Consider the following 18,823-nt stretch of genomic DNA (forward strand, 5'->3'; position numbering starts at 1 on the left):
TCACGCCGCTGACCACAACGCCATGGCATTGCCATGGCGTTGTGCATTCTGGCGCCGATCAACCGTTTTAGTGCTGAAAAAATGCGGCTTCTCGGCGTCGCTTTGAACAGTTAACACATTTTTATCAAGCAATGCGCAATCGTTTTTGTTAGACTGCGCCGCAATTTCGCAGGACATCTTTTTCTATGGTCTGGATTGATTACGCCATCATCGGCATCGTCGGTTTCTCTGCTCTCATCAGCCTGGTGCGCGGCTTCGTCAAGGAGGCCATGTCTCTTGTCACCTGGTTCGTCGCCTTCTTTATTGCCAGCCATTTCTATCCCGATCTCGCCGTCTATTTCACCTCCTTCTCCGACGCGCTGGTTCGCAACGGTCTGGCCATCGCGGCGCTGTTTGTGGCGACCCTGATCCTCGGCAGCGTGGTCAACTATGTGGTGGGCCTGTTGGTGGACAAGACGGGTCTCTCCGGTACCGACCGGGTGCTGGGGGTCTGTTTCGGTGCAATTCGCGGGGTGCTGATCGTCAGTGCCCTGCTTTTTTTCATGGATACCTTCACCAGCCTCTCCCAGAGCGACTGGTGGGTGGCGTCCAAGCTGGTGCCGGAGTTCAAGCCGGTGATCCAGTGGTTTTTCGGGTTCATGTTGAACTCATCCAGTTTTCTTAAACAGGTATAGTGACTTCGAGGTAGCAAAGACATGTGTGGTATTGTCGGTATAGTTGGCACCACCCCCGTCAATCAGGCCCTCTACGACGCCTTGACGGTGTTGCAGCACAGGGGACAGGATGCCGCCGGGATCGTGACCATAGATAGTGGAAACTTCCGGCAACGCAAGGCCAATGGCCTGGTGAAGGACGTGTTTGAAGTGCGCCACATGCAGCGTCTGCAAGGGAACATCGGCATAGGTCATGTCAGATATCCCACCGCAGGTAGCTCAAGTGCCGCTGAAGCCCAACCTTTTTATGTGAACTCGCCCTACGGCATGGTGCTGGCCCATAACGGCAACCTCACCAACGCCAAGGAGCTCAAGGAGCAGCAGTTCAAGGTCGCCCGCCGTCACATCAACACCACCTCCGACTCGGAAGTGTTGCTGAACGTGCTGGCCCACGAGCTGGATCGCTGTGACAAGATGGCCCTGCGCCCCGAAGATATTTTCGCTGCGGTGCGCAGAACCCATCAGCAGATCCGCGGTGCTTATGCGGTGGTCTCGCTGGTGATTGGTCATGGTCTCATCGGTTTTCGTGATCCCAACGGCATTCGCCCGCTGATCCTCGGTCGTCGTCAGGACGAGCTTGGCCAGGTGGAGTACATGCTCGCCTCCGAGAGCGTGGCGCTCGACGCCATCGGTTTCGAGACGGTGCGGGATATTGCGCCGGGTGAAGCCATCTACATCACCGAGCAGGGCCAGCTCTTCTCCGAGCAGTGTGCGGAGAACCCGCAGATGAGCTCCTGTATCTTCGAATATGTCTATTTCGCCCGTCCCGATTCGTGCATCGACAAGGTCTCGGTCTACGCCGCCCGCCTCAACATGGGTCGCAAGCTGGGTCAGAAGATTGCCCGCGAGTGGGAAGATCTCGACGTCGATGTGGTTATCCCCATCCCCGAGACCTCCTGTGACGTGGCGCTGGAGATCGCTCACACCCTGGATCTGCCATACCGTCAGGGCTTCGTGAAGAACCGCTACATCGGCCGTACCTTCATCATGCCGGGTCAGACCCAGCGCAAGAAGTCGGTGCGTCGCAAGCTCAACGCCATCAGCTCCGAATTCAAGGGCAAGAAGGTGTTGCTGGTGGACGATTCCATCGTGCGTGGTACCACGTCCGAGCAGATCATCCAGATGGCCCGTGAAGCGGGGGCAGCCAAGGTCTACTTCGCCTCGGCGGCGCCGGAAATTCGCTTCCCCAACGTCTATGGCATCGATATGCCCACAGCCAACGAGCTGATCGCCCACGGCCGTGAAGTAGAAGAGGTGTGCAAGCTGATTGGCGCTGACGGTCTGATTTTCCAGGATCTGGAAGATCTGGAAGCCGCCGTGCGGGAGATCAACCCGGATCTGCGTCACTTCGAGACCTCGGTGTTCAATGGCCACTACGTCACCTCCGACGTGGACCAGTCCTATCTGGATCACCTCAATGCCCTGCGCAACGATGACACCAAAGCGGTGCGTGAATGGCAGGAAGGCACCAGCAATCTGGAAATTTTTAACGAAGGCAGTTAAACGTTTGCGGTTTTGCCGGATGGGATAGCGAGATGGGGGCCAGTGGCCCCCATTGTCGTTTCTACCTTGCACGGGCAGAAGGGGTAGGGGGTATCTGTTTGAAAAACATCCGTTTATCTTGCCGGATATGGGCATGGCCAGTGGGATCCGCTAGCATAGGCTGCAACATATATGACCGATACGCTTTTAAGAGACGAGAGTTCAGATGGATGATCTGTTAGCCCCAGTGCGCCAGTTTTTGCAGTGCGAGACCCCGGATGAGTGGGTAGAGATGGCGCGGGATCCGGCCCGTTTACCGACCCTGCTCATCGATCACGCCAACTGCGAGACCAAGGCTGCACTCACTGCCCACAGTCTGGTGCGCCGCTACTGCCTGCCCAAGGGCAAGCGCCATCTGCTGCCCAAGCTGGAGTTTTATCGTGAGCTGGATGCCATTCCGGAGAAGGCCGAGATCCTGGGCAAACGCAGCATGGGGGAGTCTGATCGCACCGTCTTTGCCGAGCTGGAGCGCAATCCACTGCTGTTTCCCATGGTGCGACTCATTCAGGAGGAGCTGCACCACTTCGAGCAGGTGCTGGAGATCATGCAGGCCCGCGGCATCGAATACGGACCGGTGACGGCCTCCCGCTATGCCCGCCAGTTGATGCAGCATGTGCGCACCCATGAGCCGGCCACCATAGTCGACAAGATGATCATCGGCGCCTATATCGAGGCCCGCTCCTGCGAGCGCTTTGCCAAGCTGGCCCCCCATCTGGACGAGGAGTTGAGCCGCTTCTATGTCTCTTTGCTGCGCTCCGAAGCACGCCACTATCAGGATTACCTGAGCCTGGCCGAACAGTACGCAGGGGAGGATATCAGCGAGCGGGTGGCCTTCTTTGGCAAGCTGGAAGCCGAGCTAATCTGCTCGCCGGATCCGCAGTTCCGGTTTCATAGCGGCCTGCCTGTCACATCTGACAGTTGTTGACGCACAGGGGGCAAACTACTATTGCCCTGTTCCTACTACGAGCGACAAGTAGTTACTTTTGAGCGCAATTCCCGGCCCTGAGCCGGGATCTTTTTTTCTGTCGTACCTCCTTCCTGCTTTTGGCGCTCTATGCTGAATCCCTGGCTATTTTTGCGTCTTCCCCTTGCGATGAAATCCTGTTCGATCAGCCGGTTATTGTGGTGATAAAGTGCTCATTCAAGTGGCTCACCCTTGTAGAAACGGGCGAAACCGTGTACTTTTTTGCCTTCGCAAGATTTGAATAACCAATCAATAGGAGCGTGTATGCGCATTGTTCTGTTGGGGGCTCCGGGCGCCGGCAAAGGTACCCAGGCTCAGTTCATCATGGAAAAACACGGTATTCCCCAGATCTCTACCGGCGACATGCTGCGTGCGGCGATCAAAGCGGGCACCGAGCTCGGTCTGAAAGCCAAAGCTGTGATGGACGCAGGTCAGCTGGTCTCTGACGACATCATCATCGGTCTGGTGAAAGAGCGCATCGCTCAGCCGGACTGCGCCAAAGGCTTCCTGTTGGACGGTTTCCCGCGCACCATTCCCCAGGCGCAAGCCATGAAGGACGCCGGTGTCGTGGTTGATTTCGTGCTGGAGTTCGATGTGCCGGACGAAGAGATCGTCAAGCGCATGAGCGGCCGTCGCGTTCACTCCGGCTCCGGCCGTACCTACCATGTGGTGTTCAACCCGCCGAAAGTGGAAGGCAAGGATGACGTGACCGGTGAAGATCTGGTGATCCGCGCCGACGACGAAGAGACCACAGTACGCAAGCGTCTGGATGTATATCATCAGCAGACTGCGCCGCTGATCGGTTTCTACGGCAAAGAGGCGGAAGCGGGCCACACCCGTTACGTCAAGATCGACGGCACCCAGCCGGTTGATCTGGTCAGCAAGCAGCTTGCCACCATTCTGGGCTGATCTTTGCTGCCGGCACAGTTTCCCGTGCCATCAGATAAATAAAGAGAAGGGCCCTGTCGGGCCCTTTTTGCATAATGACAGATAGACAGGAAGCCAACGTGACCACGAAAACCGGAATATTGCTGGTCAATCTGGGTACCCCAGCCGCACCGACCACCGCTGCCGTCAAAGCGTTCCTCAGCCAGTTCCTGCACGATCCCCGTGTGGTGGACCTGCCCCGTTACCTCTGGTGTCCGCTGCTCCACTTCATCATCTTGCCGACGCGCTCGCCCAAAGTGGCCAAGCTCTATCAGCAGGTGTGGACCGAGCAGGGCTCGCCGCTGATGGTGATAAGCAAGCAGCAGCGTGCTGCGCTGGAGCAGGAGCTCAAGCGGGAGGGCGTCGATGTGCCGGTGGAGCTGGCGATGACCTATGGTTCCCCGTCAGTGAATGATGGCTGGCAGGCGCTCAAGGCCAAAGGGGTCAACCGGGTGATCCTGTTGCCGCTCTATCCGCAATATTCGGTCAGTACCACCGCCTCGGTCTTCGATGCCTGGGGCAAGGCGATGAAGAGAGAACGCAATCTGCCGGTGGTACGGCTCATTCGTGATTATCACGCCCACCCCGAATACATTCAGGCGCTGGCCATGAGCGTGCGCCGTCACTGGGAGCAGCACGGTCAGGGTGATCACCTGCTGATGTCGTTCCACGGCATTCCCGAGCGCTACGAGAACGAAGGGGACCCCTATGGTCACCAGTGTCGCCATACCGCCAGCTTGCTGGCCGAGGCGCTCGGGCTGGAGGCCGGGCAGTGGACGGCCAGTTTCCAGTCCCGCTTTGGCAAGGAGGAGTGGCTCAAGCCCTACACAGACGTGACCATCGCCGGTATGCCAGCTGCGGGCATCAAGCGGCTCGATGTGATTTGTCCTGCCTTTGCCGCCGACTGCCTCGAAACCCTCGAGGAAATTCAGGTACAGAATCGGGAGAGCTTCATGGAGGCCGGTGGCGAGCGGTTTGAATATATTCCGGCCCTCAACAGCGATCAGGCCCACATCAGGATGATGGTCTCGCTCATCTGCCGCGAATTGGCATGAGTGACCGGCAGTCAGTCAAACAAGGAGTCGAGTCATGGTACATATCACGCTGATCTACGCAGGCCTGCTTGGGCTGCTGTTTCTGGGGCTCTCCTTCTGGGTGGTCAAACGCCGCGCCCAGTTCGGGGTGATGATAGGGCAGGGGGAGGCCCCCGAGCTGCTGGCGGCGATCCGGGCCCACGGTAATTTTGCCGAGTATGTGCCGCTGACCCTGCTGCTGATGGCGCTGTGCGAGCTATCCGGTGCCGGTGCGCTTTGGCTGCATGCCGGTGGCGCCATGCTGTTGGTCGGCCGCATCCTGCATGCCATTGGCATCCAGATCCCCAAAGCCCCCAATGTGCCCCGTTTTCTGGGCACCTTGCTGTTCTGGCTAGCCCTCGGCCTCTTCTCGCTGCTGGCCCTGTTGCAGGGGATGGCGGCCGCCTGAAAACCGACGCTTTTTTATGCTATGGAATCACCCCGGGCAGGGTGGTTTTTTTATGGTGAAAAGGCAAACGTTTTTCCTTGCAAGCCTTGTCTATACTGACTCCATTATTTAAACAGGGCGACTTTTCGGGGCTGCGGATTGTGTTAAAATCCCGCCCCTCTTTCCCCCAGAGCACAGAACATTGCCATGAAATTTCCCGGTCAGCGCAAGTCCAAACACTACTTCCCTGTCGACAGACGCGATCCCCTGGTTCCGCAAAATCCCCTGTTAACCGAGCTGGGCAAAGCCTACGTCGTCGGGATTGATCAGACCCTGGTTGATATTGAAGCCCATGTGGATGAAGACTTTCTGACCCGTTATGGTCTGAGCAAGGGGCACTCCGTCGTCATCAATGACGACGTGGCCGAACGGATTTATGACGAGCTCAAGGCCAACAACATGGTAGTGAGCGAGTTTGCCGGTGGCACCATTGGCAACACGGTACACAACTACTCGGTACTGGCCGACTCCCACTCCATCCTGCTGGGTGTGATGAGTCAGGATATTCGTATCGGCTGCTACGCCTACCGTTATCTGTGCAACACATCTTCCCGCGTCAATCTGGACTATCTGCAGCCGGTGGATGGCCCCATCGGCCGTTGCTTCACTTTCATTACCGAGTGCGGCGAGCGCAGCTTCGGTATCAACGCCGGCAAGATGAACCAGCTGGATGTGCAGCACATTCCGGAGGATGTGATCAAAGGGGCGTCTGCCCTGGTGATCACCGCCTATCTGGTACGTGGTGACGATGGTGATCCGATGAAAGAGGCGGCCATGACCGCGGTGCGTTATGCCCGCGAGGCCGGTATTCCCGTGGTGCTGACCCTGGGCACCCGTTTCGTCATCGACGAAAACCCCCAGTGGTGGCGAGACTTCATTGCCGAAAACGTCACTGTGCTGGCGATGAACGAAGACGAAGGTGAAGCCCTGACCGGCATCGCAGATCCGCTCGGTGCGGCCGACAAGGCGCTGGATTGGGCCGATATGGTGCTCTGTACTGCTGGCCCCATCGGCCTCTACATGGCGAGTTATACCGACGAGGACTACAAGCGCGAGACCACTCATACCCTGTTGCCGGGCGTTATCCCCGAGTTCAACATGTATGAGTTCAGCCGCCCGATGGCCCGCGCCAAGTGCCGTAAACCGGCCCGCATCTACTCCCACATCTCCCCGTACATGGGTGGCCCGGAGAAGATCAAGAACACCAACGGGGCAGGGGATGGCGCACTTTCCGCTGTGCTGCACGACATGGTGGCCAACTCTTATCACCGGATGAATGTGCCCAACTCCGCCAAGCACATCTCCGAGTTCCTGACTTACTCCTCACTGGCCCAGGTGTGCAAATACGCCAACCGCGTCAGCTACGAGGTGTTGGCCCAGAGCAGCCCCCGTCTCTCCCGCGGTTTGCCGGAGAAAGAGGACAGCCTGGAAGAGGTTTACTGGGAGCGTTGATCTCCTGAATCTGCAAGACGCCTCCATCGGGAGGCGTTTTTGCAGGCAAATATGGGTTATCCCGGCTTTTTTCCCGGAATAACCCCAATATGCTTGAGTCCATGTCACTTTTGCGACACCATTTGGCCATCGTATTGTCGCCCGACAATGCCGCAGCACCCGAAAGAAAGAGAGAATCCCATGAGCATGCTTAACGACAACCTTGACGCCAATTTCCAACTGTTTATCGAACAAGTCCGCGAGTCGGGTCAGGTGTGGGGTCTGCGCTATGGGGAAGACTGGGTCGTCTGCCGCTCCGCCGAATTTGAAGATGCCGACGTGATGCCGCTCTGGTCTGCCGAAGAGGACGCCCGTCTGCACTGCGTCGACGAGTGGGCCGATTACGAGCCGGAAGTGATCGATCTGGAAGAGTTTCTCGATATCTGGATCAACGATCTGGATGAAGATGATGTGCTGGTCGGCCCGAACTGGAACTCCGATCTGGAAGGTCAGGAGCTCGAGCCCATCGAGCTGGCCAAGGCACTGGTTGAACTGGACGCCTGAAAGCGCCTCCATTGATGGCCTGAACGTACAGGCCATCAAGATAAAGGCCGGTATTCGTGAGGATACCGGTCTTTTTTATGGTCGAATATCCAGATTGATGAGTTAATAGCCGATTTGCCTTTGCACCTGTCAGGGGGATGGTCCATCATCAACCTTTTGCCAAGGGAGGAGCGCCATGTTTGTATTCGACGTAACGGGAGCTGCGGGTGAGAAGGCCAGCATTCGGGTACAGGCGCTGGATTGGGCGCAAGCCGGGCCAGTGACCTTCCAGTGCGATGATGATCAGCTGGCGGTCGTGCTCCTGAGCGGTTGTCGTTGCGATGCGGTGGGCTTTTTCAACCTGTTGGCGGGGTGTAAACCGCTCTATATCGAGCAGTGGCTCAGCTATCTGCAAGAGAGCGGTCGCATTGGCAAGTGGAGTCACCAGACCGAGAGTCCCGCCGATGGGGACTATCTGGCCAGAGCAGGTCTGGAGCACGATGAACTCAATACCCTGCTTGGCCAGGTCTATCAGGTGGCGGGGTTCAACCGGTTGCAGATCAACCGTTACCTCAAAAACCGCCACAATCCTACCACGCTGGCGACCCGTTACGATCAGAAAGAGCTGGAGCGCTATCGCCAGCTCAATGACATCATTCTGACCCTTTTGAAGCTGAAGCATCCTCAGTAAAGAGCCCCAGCTGGCTGATATCCGGTCGCAGCGGTTGCGGCCGGGCGATCAGATAGCCCTGCAAACCATCCACGTACATCCCCTGCAGCAGCTGTTTCTGGCCAAGCTGTTCTACCCCCTCTGCAATCACCTGGCACCCCATCCGATGTGATACATCGACGATCATCCGCACGAACTGCTGGTTGGTCTGATCCTGCTCCAATCCGGTGATCAGGGCAGGATCGAGCTTGATGTAGTCGGGCTTGAGCTCGCGAAACAGGGTAAAGGAGCCGATCCCCTTGCCGAAATTGGCGATCGCCGAGCGACTGCCGTTGCGGCGCAGCAGTTCAAACACCCGCTTGGCGCCGGTCAGGTTGCGTTCCAGATGCTCTTCATCCAGTTCGAACACCAGATTGGCGCTGGTATTGGGATCTTTGAGCAGCTGGCGGTCAAGCCAGATCAGGAAGGCGCTATTTTGCAGCAGGTTGGGAGAGAGGTTGATCCCCCAGCGACTCTGGTTGGCACCAAAGGCCCGGTACTGGCGCATGATGTGGGTAATGACCAACTGCTCCAGCCGCATCACCATATCCAGCCGCTGTGCCATGGCAAACAGGGTGTCGGTGGGCAGGGCGGTGCCGTCATTGCCGCTGAAGCGGGTGTAGATCTCGTTGTAGGCCAGCATGCTGCGGTGCAGGGGCTGGATTGGCTGATAGGTAAAGCTGAGGCGCTCCTGCGCCAGCACGTCGGTCAGCACGTCGCGCCAGTGGTGTTGGCCCTGCAGATCGGAGGCGCTGTCATCCTGCTGGATGGCCCAGCCGTTGATGGTTTCGGTCTGGGCGCGAGCCAGCGCCAGATCCGCTCTGGCCAGCACGGCTTCGATCTTCTGGCCGCTGCTGAGCTTGGTCAGCCCAGAGTAACCGGTGCTCTCCAGCTCGTGCTGATCCTGATAGTGATCGAAGGCCACCTTCAAATCCTGCCCCAGCAGATGGGGAGGAATATTGGCCACCGGTTGCACCAGCACGGCGAAATCAGCCCCCGAAATGCGGTAGACCTGATTGCCCGGGAAGCGGCTTACCACCCGCTTGATAAGAGCCGCCATGTCCTTGATGTAGGCATCACCAGACTGGAAGCCGCGCTGGGCGTTGATCTTGCCAAGCTCGGTGGCACGGATCAGCACCAGGGTCGCGGTCTGGGTGTCCTGATCCCGCTGCAGTAACTCGGTCATGTCGCGGCGAAACGCGTGGCGGTTGAGTAGCTGGGTCAGCTCGTCGGTGGTGGCCAGATTGCTGAGCTCGGTCAGCTGGCGATGAGCGCTCTGCTCGGCGCTTTCGAACTGCTCCAGCAGCTGTTGCAGCACCTCCTGGGAGGCGGGCTCATCGAGTTGTGAGGGATCCCGCCCTCTGATCGCCTTGACCCAGGTGAGCTCCTGATGCTGGAGCATGCCATCCATGGTGCGGATGGCCAGCATCAACAGCAGGATCATGCCAAGCAGTGTGGTGGCCAGAATAATGACCAAAGTGAGCGGTGTGCTCTGAAGGGCCAGCCAAACTGCTTGCAGGAGCAGCAGGGGTATGGTCACTATGGTGGCGATCAGAAAGAGGGTACGTCCGAGCTTGTGAACCATCTTGTCATCCTTGAAGTGGCTGCTTTGTGGGGGAATTTTAACCAAGCTGGCGGAGCAAAGCATGCTATTCCTCGCAACTCGGTGAAAAGGGTCAATTGAGATCGGTTAAATGTGAGTGAAACCACTTTCACAGGTGCCGAAACAGGCGAAGATGAGTTGAAAATAGATCAAACAAGGCAGAGGTAAATCATGTTGTTAGAGCCCGAAAATAGTGCCAAAGCACGACAATTATTGAACCAGAGTATGGCACTGGTGCTGGCGGGTGGACGTGGTAGTCGCCTGAAGCAGTTGACTGACAACCGCGCCAAGCCTGCCGTCCATTTCGGTGGCAAATTCCGGATCATTGATTTTGTGCTCTCCAACTGTATCAACTCGGGGATCCGCCGCGTTGGTGTAGTCACCCAATACAAATCTCACAGCCTGCTGCGTCACCTGCAATCGGGCTGGTCCTTCCTGCGTTACCAGATGAACGAATTCATCGACCTGCTCCCTGCCCAGCAACGGGTGGACGAGGTGCACTGGTATCGCGGCACCGCCGATGCCATCTATCAGAACGTCGATATCATCCGTGACTACGGCCCCAAATACCTGGTGGTGCTGGCGGGGGATCACATCTACAAGATGGATTACGCCGCCATGTTGCTCGACCATGTGCGCCTCGGTGCCAAGGTTACGGTCGCCTGTATCGAGGTGCCGCGGGCCGAGGCATCCGCCTTCGGGATCATGGATATCGACGAGCAGCGCAAGATCCGCGCCTTCGTCGAAAAACCGGCCAATCCGCCCGCCATGCCGGGTTGTGAAGATCGCTCGCTGGCCTCCATGGGGATCTATATCTTCGAGGCGGAGTACCTCTATCAATTGCTGGAGGAGGATATTCACAATCAGGACTCCAAACACGACTTCGGGATGGACGTGATCCCCCGCATCGTGGAGGAGGGGATGGCATTTGCTCACCCCTTCAACATGTCCTGTGTCGGGGCGCGCGAGGGGCAAAAGCCCTACTGGCGTGACGTGGGTACGCTGGACTCTTTCTGGGAAGCGAACATGGATCTCGCCTCCGTGCTGCCCGAGCTCGACATCTACGATCAGAACTGGCCCATCTGGACCAGCCAGACCCTGACGCCACCGGCCAAGTTCGTGCAGGATCGCAATGGTCAGCATGGCATGACCATCAACTCCATGTTCTCGGGCGGGACCATCGTCAGCGGGTCGTTTGTGCTCAACTCGGTGCTCTTTACCAATGTGCGGGTGCACTCCTTCTGCACCCTGGATCAGGCCATCATCTTCCCCGGGGTCGAGATTGGCGCCGGTTGCCGTCTGCGCCGGGTGGTGGTGGACAAGGGATGTGTGCTGCCCGATGGGCTGGTGGTGGGCGAGAATGCCGATGAGGATAGCCGCCGCTTCTACCGCTCCGAACAGGGGATTGTGCTGGTGACCAAGGAGATGCTGGACAAGCTGGTTTGAGGAAAGCCCTTGAAACTGTGTCAGACGCTGTAATGCAAAGGGAGCCAATTTGGCTCCCTTTTTCATGCTGGTGAATGACGAAGATTATTCGCTAACCACCGCTTTGGCGGCCATCACCATGGCGGTGCCGTGCTTGCCTCCGGCGGCGGTCACTTGCGGTACGCCATCTTCATCGGTGTCGCTGCCGGCACCTTCGATGATGTTCTCGCCGGAGTCACCGATCCACTCGGCCATCTGCATGCCACCGTTGACGGTGCCACGGAACCAGCTGACGTACTGACCGGTCAGCTTGGCCAGCTCCAGCTCGGGCGCCTTCTCGGCCCCTTCGTTGCGCAGGTTCAGCATGGCTGAGCGCAGGGCGCCGGAGATGGCAGCCTGGGTCCAGGGAGTGTATTCACCCTGCTTGCCAGCCAGCCAGGTGCCCGCCTTGGCATTGAAGTAGGCCTTGTCGGCAGCGATGAACAGCTCGCGGGCGGCAGTGCGGTACTTGGCATCCGAGGTCGCTAGGAAGGCGGCAGTCAGACCACGGATGGCGGCGAACTGCGCATCAATGGAGTGGCTGGCATCGAGCTTGCCACCTAGCGTGATGCCATCATGCACCAGACCATTTTTGCCCTTGAGGTTGGCCAAGATGAAATCGGCCTGTTTGCGGATCAAGTCGAGCGCCTCTTGACCCTGCTTGGTCTTGAGGTTCAGCTCGCCATTGTCACCGGCGGCGTAACCGACCGGCAGCGCATCCTGAGCGCGCTGGAAGATCTGCAGGGCGACCAGTGCGTAAGCGGCGTCAAAGGTGGTGACGTGCTTGCCCTGTTTGCCTGCCTGCCAGCTGTCGACCAGGGTACCAGCCTTGGTATCAAAGTGCAGGGCTGCCAGGTTCTTGAAGGTGAGGTTGGAGAGATTGATCGCCAGCGAGAAGGCATCGCTGCCCGCGACCGCTTTGCCCAGGTCATTGGCCTTGTTGGCAGCCGGTGCTGCGGCAAACGGCGCGCCGTCAAACACGGCGTGGAAGGCCGGGTTCTGGTTGGTGTTGGCGCTGCGCTGATCGCTGAAGGCATAGAACTCGGAGAGTGGCCACAGCATCATCCAGGCATCGCGCAGCTGGGCGGAGCCATCCACCACCTCCAGCTTGCCGATGGCACCGGCATCGTTGTTGTTGGTTTCGGTCACTTTCACCTGATGGGGGAAGTAAATCACGCCCTTGGCCGGTTCGTACTGCGGGGTGATCTTGGCGCCCAGTTGCTTGCCATCGAAGCCAAGCTGGTTCTGCATGATGGCCAGCTTGTCGATGGACTGCTCGGTCAGCATCATGCCGTTGAAGCCATCGGCGGCAGAGACGCCGAGCTTGTGCTTGCCATCCTGATCCATGGTGGCGGAGGCGGCTTCTACCTCTTCATCGGTCTCGGCCACGTGCATGCCGCCGAGGAAGTCTTGCGACCACATCACCTCTTTGAGCAGGATGCCGCCCACCGCTGCGGGCACCAGCAGGTTGTCGCTGCCGCTCCAGCGCAGGGTGCTGTAGTCGCGGAAGTAGGCTGGCACCTGGGTCTTGACGGTTTTCTCGGTCCCTTTGGCGGTCTTGATGGTGATCTGATCGCCATTGACCGGGGTGGCGTTGACGGCCTGGGCAAACTCCGGATTGGCGGAGGCGTAGGGCAGGGAGAGGGGATACATGCCCTGCGGCACTTCATCAGCCGGGAAGCCAACGGCATCGGCCATGGCCAGCACCCGTTGCCCCAGAGAGGCCATGGTGCCGCCACGGGCCAGGTTTTGCGGCCCGTTTACCAGATGAGGACCCATGCCGGATTGGTAGTTGAGGGCGTACATCGCCTCTTCGGAGTATTCGTAGGATTCGATGCCGGCGGCGAAGTCGAACGGGGTCGGCTCATCGGCACGGTTGGCATCCAGCACGTCCAGATCCAGCCCCAGCGCTTCGGCCAGCGGCTCACCGGAGAGCTCGAATTCGGTATAGGCCAGCATGTTGGCGGCGGTATTGAATGTCTTGTCTTCGACCTTGACGGCAGCGTGTGCGGCGCCGCTGATCAGTGCGCAGGCAATCGCCTGAACCAGTACGGTTTTTCTCATGTCCCTTCTCACCATTGGTTTTATTATTGACGCTTCTCATAACGAATCTAAATGAGAATGGTCTGCATTATGCTGTGTTGAAGGGGACTTGAGAAGTAAAAAACCGCCCCATTCGGCTGCACGTTAAACCGGATGTGCGCTGTCGAATAGGACGGTTATCTGTTGAGCGCGCTGAAAGTGCCAGTGCGGCGGGGATCAGAGCAGCTTGAACGGGATGACCAGACGGCCCGGCTCTACCTTGAGGGCTTCGACCTTCTCCTTGATCCTGGCTTCGTTCTTGCGGCTGCTGTCGAGGCGATAGACCGGCGTCTGCGACAGGAACAGGGAAAGGGACTGATTGAAGGTGGGCAGCAGCGGGGTGAGGGCAGCCCCGATATCGGCCGGCTCAGTCTTGACCGAGACCAGCTCAAGATCGCGCAGATAGATGGCGCCCTGATCGGCCACATAGTCCGGGCGTGCGCTCAGGGCAAAGCGGATCTTCATCTGCTGGCTGCCAAGTGGACTGCTCACCTGCAGGTCGCCAGCGGCGTCCAGCTCGATGCGATCTGCTTGTTTGCGGCCGATACGGCTCTGCATCTCATCCAGACGGATCTTGCTCGACATGATACCGGGGATCCCCAGCTGTTTTTCAAAAGAGACCTGATCTTTTAGGTACTGGTTGATTTCGGCCTCGCTGACGTTGTACTGGGTCAGGGAGCAGGCCCCCAGCAGCAGGGCGAGGGGGAGTAACAACAGCTGTTTCAACATGATGGATTCCGCTTGGGCAACTATGATGGCGCTATCTTACGCGATAACGGGCGTGGAATGAGAGCCTCATACCGTGGGAAATCACGGAGTTGCTGCATTCCCGATTGTTTTTTGGCAACCGCAGGGTTCATCATCGACGGGTGAGCGGAATAGGGCTGAGCTGTTGGCTGCAGGCGTAGGTCTACGCCTTAAGCAGAGAGAAGAGAACAGAGTGCGAGAAGAGCACAGAGAACGAGGAGAGCGTAATGGTTCGGATGGGCAAGGTTGGCCGCAGGGCGCTGCTGTGGCTTGGCTGCATGATGGGACTCTGGAGCCCATCGCTGTGGGCCGAGGTGAAAGTGATCCCGGTCTTCGAGGCGCAGGCGGCGGTGCAGACCCTCAAGGAGATCTATCCCCAGCTTGGGGTCAGCGCCATGGGGAATCAGCTGGTGCTGAGCGGGACGCCAGCCCAGCTGCAGGAGGCCGAAGCCACGCTGGCGCAGATCAACCAGCCACCGCAAAGCCTGCTTATCGAGTGGCGGGTCGATGGTGCCGCCAGCGGTCAGCAACTGGGGGGCTCAATCAGTCGCGACGAGGCCAAACGGCAGTGGCTGGTCGATGGCAACGCCCGGCAGTACCAGCGCAGCCAGAACGACAGCTGGCAGGTGCGCGGGCTGTCGGGCCGTCCCGTGCTGCTGCAGATGGGCTCCTATCAGCCGGTCACCTTCTATCAGTGGAACGGGGGCGCCGTGGTGGGGATGATGCCGCTGGTGAACGGCCTCTATGCCACGGCCACCTTGATTGGCGATCGGGTGCAGATTGCGCTGAGCAGCGAACAGGCGAGGCTGGATCAGGGCACCATCAATCGTGGGCAGAGTGCCACCGAGGTGAGCGGGGCCCCGGGCCAGTGGCTGACGGTGGGGGAGCTCTCGACCAGCTCAGCGGATCAGGGGAGTAGCCTCGGCACCCAGCTACAGGGCGGGCGAGGCAGCCAGAGCGAGCGCCAGACCCTGCAGATCCGGGTCACTCGTCAATAGGTGTCAGCCCCGTCAGTGGGGCTGATCTGCGGCATATTCCCGTAGCTGGCGACTGCGCAGCAGGTACCAGAGCGCCCAGAGGCTGGCGACCAGCACCAGTGCGGTGGGCCAGCTGAATGACCACTTCTGCAGATTGAGGCTGTGCAACTGCATCAGCAGACCGCTGACGGCAGAGCAGAGCAGCAGCAGCGGGCTGTGGCGCCGGAGTCTGGCACGAATACTCAGGGTCTGCTGATAGGTGCCCCCACAGGCGAGCAACGCCAGCATAGCGGGCACGTCGGTCAGCAGGCTGATGTAGAGGGTGATCTTATCCGGATAAAAGAGGGTCAGGATCTCGCTGCCGCTCTCACGGGTGACCCCTGCCATCAAAAAGAGCCAGACCGAGCGGGTCAGCAACAGGGCGATGGGCCAGAACCAGAGGGGCGGGCGCAACTGGCCGTGATCGTCATATCGGTGTTCGGGGTAGAGGGTCATGGTTGCCCGTTATCCACTTGAATTGAGTGATGGAAGGGATATGGGGCGACGAAGCGTCCTTTGCAAGGCGTTGGGCGTGGCGCAAATTAATCGGGGGGCCATGCCCCCCAATCCGTTTCTTCAGATATCGCGGTGCGCGTCGGCGGCGTTACAGCCAGCCTTTGCGCTTGAAGAAGAGGCCGGTGCCGAGCGATGACATCACCATCAGCACCAGTGACATGGGATAACCATACTCCCAGGCGAGCTCCGGCATGCGGCCAAAGTTCATGCCGTAGATACTGGCGATCAGAGTCGGCGGCAGGAAGATCACGGCGGCTACCGAGAAGATCTTGATCACCTTGTTCTGCTCCAGATTGGTCACCCCCATGGAGGCCTCCAGCTGGAAGTTGATCTTGTCGAACAGGAACTGGGTGTGGGGCAAGAGAGACTCCACGTCGTGCAGCATCTCGTCGATCCACTTGTTCTGCTCAAGGCTCATGCGCTGGCGCAGGCTGCGTTTGAGGAAACGCAGGGCGCGGCGGGTATCGTGCAGAGAGAGACGGATCTGGCCGTTGGCCTCTTCCTGTGCCATCAACTCTTTCAGCATGGGGTTGATCTGATCCGGCTCGAAGATCTGATCGGCGGTGTTTTCCAAGGTCTTGTAACCATCTTCGATAAGGTCGGAGAGGTACTCCACCTTGAGGTTCTGCACCTCCAGCAGGATGTCGAGGGCATCCTCCACCTCCAGCCGATCCTGGCGCATATAGTGGCGCAGCAGGCGCACCAGCCCGATGTCATCTTCGCGAATGCTGATCAGCAGGTTGTTGCGCAGGGTAAAGGAGACGTGGACACCCTTGGTGTCACGACCGATCCGCTGGGGAAACAGGGAGTGAATGTGCAGACCATCGGTATCCCAGTAAAAACGGGCGGATGCTTCGATGTCGTCGAGCTCTTCCTTGTCGGGGACCTCTTCCAGGAACAGGCCCGTCAACCATTCTCGCTCTGCCGTGTCCGGCTTGTAGGCATCCAGCCAGACCGTGTTGTCAGGTACTATGTCGTCAGGCCCGAGCGTGACTATGTCCAGCACCTTGTTGTTGAGAATGTAGGCGGTGATCATCTGTCCCCCCTTAAAAAGTCATGGGTAATCAGGGATGGTTGCACAGGTCATGCGGCCTTAGATCGCTGCAGAAGGCGATCCCGTGGATAAGCAGATCGGGCCGATGGAAAACCTGAATGCGGCGAACTATACAGGGGCGCGCCGCGCTTGTCAGGGGCTATTCATCAGGGATTCAGCTTGTTTGTTCAAAAAAACAGCGAGGTCGGATCACCTGAGCGGCTATGCGGGGTAGAACCCGCCTTTGGCTGGGGGAGGGGCAGCTGGGGCTGCTTGTTGCCGCTGCCCCGCTTCATCACATATTCGGATAATTGGGCCCGGATCCCCCCTGTGGCGGCGTCCAGATAATGTTTTGACTGGGGTCCTTGATATCGCAGGTTTTGCAGTGGATGCAGTTGGCGGCGTTGATCTGCAGTTTGGCCGCGCCTTCCATTTCAAGCACTTCAAACACCCCGGCCGGGCAGTAGCGTTGGGCGGGTTCAGCCCAGGTGGGCAGATTGACCTCGACCGGAATGCGCTCGTCCTGCAGCTTGAGGTGGCAAGGCTGATCCTCGTCGTGACTGGTGTTGGCCAGATACACAGACGAGAGCTTGTCAAAGCTCAGTCTGCCATCGGGTTTGGGGTAATGGATGGGCTCGCAGCGGCTGGCCACGCGCAGCTGACGGTAATCGTGAGCCTTATCGAGCAGTTTGAAGGGCGAGTTTGCGCCAAACAGCCGTTGCTCCAGCCAGTTGAAGGCACCGCCCAACCAGGGACCATAGCGATGAAGAGCCGCGCCGAAGTTGCGCGCCGCCTTGAGTTCGCGGGCCAGCCAGCTCTGGTGCAGCTCGTCACCATATTGGGCCAGATCCCGGCCCCCTTCATCGCCACCTCGCAGGGCCATCGCGACGGTTTTTGCCGCCAGCATGCCGGACTTCATGGCGGTGTGGATCCCCTTGATGCGGGAAAAGTCGAGGGTGCCCGCATCACAACCGATCAGCAGGCCGCCCGGGAAGTGCATGCGGGGCAGGGCGTGCCAGCCCCCCTTGGTGATGGCGCGGGCGCCATAGCTGATGCGCTCCCCATCTTGCAACACGCCGGCGATAAGCGGGTGATGCTTGAGGCGCTGGAATTCGTCGAACGGGCTGAGCCAGGGATTCTGGTAGTTGAGATCGACAATCAGCCCGACTGCCACCTGATCCCCCTCCATGTGATAGAGGTAGAAACCGCCGTGGCTATTGCCGCTCCCCTGCTTGCCGAGGGGCCAGCCACTGCCGTGCAGCACCTGTCCTGCTTTGCCTTGACCTGCTGGCAGTAGCCACAGCTCCTTGAAGCCGATGGCATAGTGCTGGGGCTGGGCAGGGCTTGCCAGATTGAATGTGGCGATCAGCTGCTTGCCGAGATGGCCGCGGGCCCCTTCGGCAAAGAGGGTGTAGCGGCCGAGCAGCGCCATGCCGGGCACATGATCTGCTTTCGGATTGCCCGCCCGATCCAGCCCCAGATCGCCGGTGATCACCCCCTTGACCCGGCCCGCTTCCATGATAAGTTCGCTGGCGGTAAATCCCGGGTATATTTCGACTCCCAGTTTTTCCGCCTGTTGGCCAAGCCAGCGGCAGAGATTGCCCAGACTGACCACATGGCAACCCTGATTGTGCATCCGTGGCGGCACCGCCCAAGCGGGGAGTTGCAGGGAGCGTTGCTCGCTTTGCAGCAGATGCAGCTGATCGTCGTTGACCGGCACGCCGAGCGGCGCTTGCTGCCAGCAATCCGGCAGCAGCTCTTGCAAGGCGACGGGATCAAACAGGGCGCCGGAGAGCAGATGGGCGCCAATTTCCGCCCCTTTCTCCAGCAGACAGACAGAGAGAGTGGCATCCTGCTGTTTCAGGGCGATGGCTGCACTGAGCCCCGCCGGACCGCCGCCGACGATGACGACATCAAATTCCATTGCTTCCCGTTCCATCTTGCCTCTGCGCTCTGGTTGGCCTAGGGTAATGCTGGTAGTTTACGTAAACGTAAAGCAGTTGTAAGCAAAA

At 58.9% G+C, this 18,823-nt stretch carries 18 protein-coding genes; 11 read left to right on the forward strand and 7 right to left on the reverse strand.

The window, feature by feature from the left end; translation table 11 throughout:
- Positions 1–177, reverse strand: coding sequence for a hypothetical protein (locus AB5Z02_RS10030; protein WP_155395816.1), 177 nt, complete (start codon positions 175–177; stop codon positions 1–3).
- 8 nt (positions 178–185) lie between these two features.
- Here AB5Z02_RS10030 and AB5Z02_RS10035 point away from each other — a divergent pair, with 8 nt between their 5' ends.
- The 9 genes from AB5Z02_RS10035 to AB5Z02_RS10075 all read left to right on the forward strand — a co-directional run bounded on the left by AB5Z02_RS10035 (position 186) and on the right by AB5Z02_RS10075 (position 8,332).
- On the forward strand, positions 186–674 hold the full coding sequence (locus AB5Z02_RS10035; RefSeq protein ID WP_005337086.1) for a CvpA family protein: 489 nt from the start codon (positions 186–188) through the stop codon (positions 672–674).
- 21 nt (positions 675–695) lie between these two features.
- Entirely contained in the window at positions 696–2,216 is a 1,521-nt protein-coding gene (gene purF, locus AB5Z02_RS10040; protein ID WP_042063846.1) for an amidophosphoribosyltransferase, read from the forward strand.
- A 205-nt stretch (positions 2,217–2,421) separates the two neighbouring features.
- A complete protein-coding gene (miaE, locus tag AB5Z02_RS10045) occupies positions 2,422–3,180 on the forward strand; it encodes a tRNA-(ms[2]io[6]A)-hydroxylase (protein WP_005346385.1) in 759 nt (252 codons plus the stop codon).
- Between the two features lie 303 nt (positions 3,181–3,483).
- Positions 3,484–4,128, forward strand: a complete 645-nt coding sequence (gene adk, locus AB5Z02_RS10050; protein WP_005337083.1) for an adenylate kinase — start codon at positions 3,484–3,486, stop codon at positions 4,126–4,128.
- Positions 4,129–4,226: 98 nt separating this feature from the next.
- Positions 4,227–5,201, forward strand: a complete 975-nt coding sequence (gene hemH / locus AB5Z02_RS10055; protein WP_368215929.1) for a ferrochelatase — start codon at positions 4,227–4,229, stop codon at positions 5,199–5,201.
- 34 nt (positions 5,202–5,235) lie between these two features.
- Positions 5,236–5,628 (forward strand): MAPEG family protein, encoded by a 393-nt coding sequence (locus AB5Z02_RS10060; protein ID WP_064336267.1) that lies wholly within the window; start codon positions 5,236–5,238, stop codon positions 5,626–5,628.
- Between the two features lie 186 nt (positions 5,629–5,814).
- Positions 5,815–7,119, forward strand: coding sequence for an inosine/guanosine kinase (locus AB5Z02_RS10065; protein WP_005337079.1), 1,305 nt, complete (start codon positions 5,815–5,817; stop codon positions 7,117–7,119).
- A 180-nt stretch (positions 7,120–7,299) separates the two neighbouring features.
- Positions 7,300–7,662 carry a DUF2750 domain-containing protein gene (locus tag AB5Z02_RS10070; RefSeq protein ID WP_236367128.1) on the forward strand — a complete coding sequence of 121 codons (363 nt, stop codon included), beginning with the start codon at positions 7,300–7,302 and terminating at the stop codon, positions 7,660–7,662.
- Positions 7,663–7,837: 175 nt separating this feature from the next.
- Positions 7,838–8,332 carry a hypothetical protein gene (locus AB5Z02_RS10075; protein ID WP_042055706.1) on the forward strand — a complete coding sequence of 165 codons (495 nt, stop codon included), beginning with the start codon at positions 7,838–7,840 and terminating at the stop codon, positions 8,330–8,332.
- Here the strand turns inward: AB5Z02_RS10075 and AB5Z02_RS10080 are convergent.
- On the reverse strand, positions 8,295–9,935 hold the full coding sequence (locus AB5Z02_RS10080; RefSeq protein ID WP_252657003.1) for an EAL domain-containing protein: 1,641 nt from the start codon (positions 9,933–9,935) through the stop codon (positions 8,295–8,297). The two genes, AB5Z02_RS10075 and AB5Z02_RS10080, sit on opposite strands and share 38 nt — an antisense overlap.
- Before the next feature lie 189 nt (positions 9,936–10,124).
- On the opposite strand from AB5Z02_RS10080, the gene glgC reads away from it, so the two are divergent.
- A complete protein-coding gene (gene glgC, locus AB5Z02_RS10085; protein WP_005337070.1) occupies positions 10,125–11,399 on the forward strand; it encodes a glucose-1-phosphate adenylyltransferase in 1,275 nt (424 codons plus the stop codon).
- Between the two features lie 84 nt (positions 11,400–11,483).
- Here glgC and AB5Z02_RS10090 read toward each other — a convergent pair whose 3' ends face one another.
- On the reverse strand, positions 11,484–13,481 hold the full coding sequence (locus tag AB5Z02_RS10090) for a hypothetical protein (protein WP_231720995.1): 1,998 nt from the start codon (positions 13,479–13,481) through the stop codon (positions 11,484–11,486).
- 195 nt (positions 13,482–13,676) lie between these two features.
- Positions 13,677–14,228: a lipoprotein gene (locus tag AB5Z02_RS10095; protein WP_005337065.1), complete on the reverse strand. Its 552-nt coding sequence runs from the start codon at positions 14,226–14,228 to the stop codon at positions 13,677–13,679.
- Between the two features lie 245 nt (positions 14,229–14,473).
- Here AB5Z02_RS10095 and AB5Z02_RS10100 point away from each other — a divergent pair, with 245 nt between their 5' ends.
- The gene (locus AB5Z02_RS10100; RefSeq protein ID WP_231720994.1) at positions 14,474–15,244 is read left to right on the forward strand and encodes a hypothetical protein; all 771 of its coding nucleotides are present in this window, start codon (positions 14,474–14,476) and stop codon (positions 15,242–15,244) included.
- Between the two features lie 12 nt (positions 15,245–15,256).
- On the opposite strand, the gene AB5Z02_RS10105 is transcribed toward AB5Z02_RS10100, so the two are convergent.
- The 3 genes from AB5Z02_RS10105 to AB5Z02_RS10115 all read right to left on the reverse strand — a co-directional run bounded on the left by AB5Z02_RS10105 (position 15,257) and on the right by AB5Z02_RS10115 (position 18,750).
- Positions 15,257–15,718 carry a DUF2919 domain-containing protein gene (locus AB5Z02_RS10105; protein WP_231720993.1) on the reverse strand — a complete coding sequence of 154 codons (462 nt, stop codon included), beginning with the start codon at positions 15,716–15,718 and terminating at the stop codon, positions 15,257–15,259.
- A gap of 148 nt (positions 15,719–15,866) precedes the next feature.
- Positions 15,867–16,814 carry a magnesium/cobalt transporter CorA gene (gene corA, locus AB5Z02_RS10110; RefSeq protein WP_005337059.1) on the reverse strand — a complete coding sequence of 316 codons (948 nt, stop codon included), beginning with the start codon at positions 16,812–16,814 and terminating at the stop codon, positions 15,867–15,869.
- A 292-nt stretch (positions 16,815–17,106) separates the two neighbouring features.
- A complete protein-coding gene (locus AB5Z02_RS10115) occupies positions 17,107–18,750 on the reverse strand; it encodes an electron transfer flavoprotein-ubiquinone oxidoreductase (protein WP_368215930.1) in 1,644 nt (547 codons plus the stop codon).
- Positions 18,751–18,823 lie beyond the last annotated feature (73 nt).

This window comes from Aeromonas sp. R2-3, assembly GCF_040908375.1.
Lineage (GTDB): Bacteria > Pseudomonadota > Gammaproteobacteria > Enterobacterales > Aeromonadaceae > Aeromonas > Aeromonas veronii.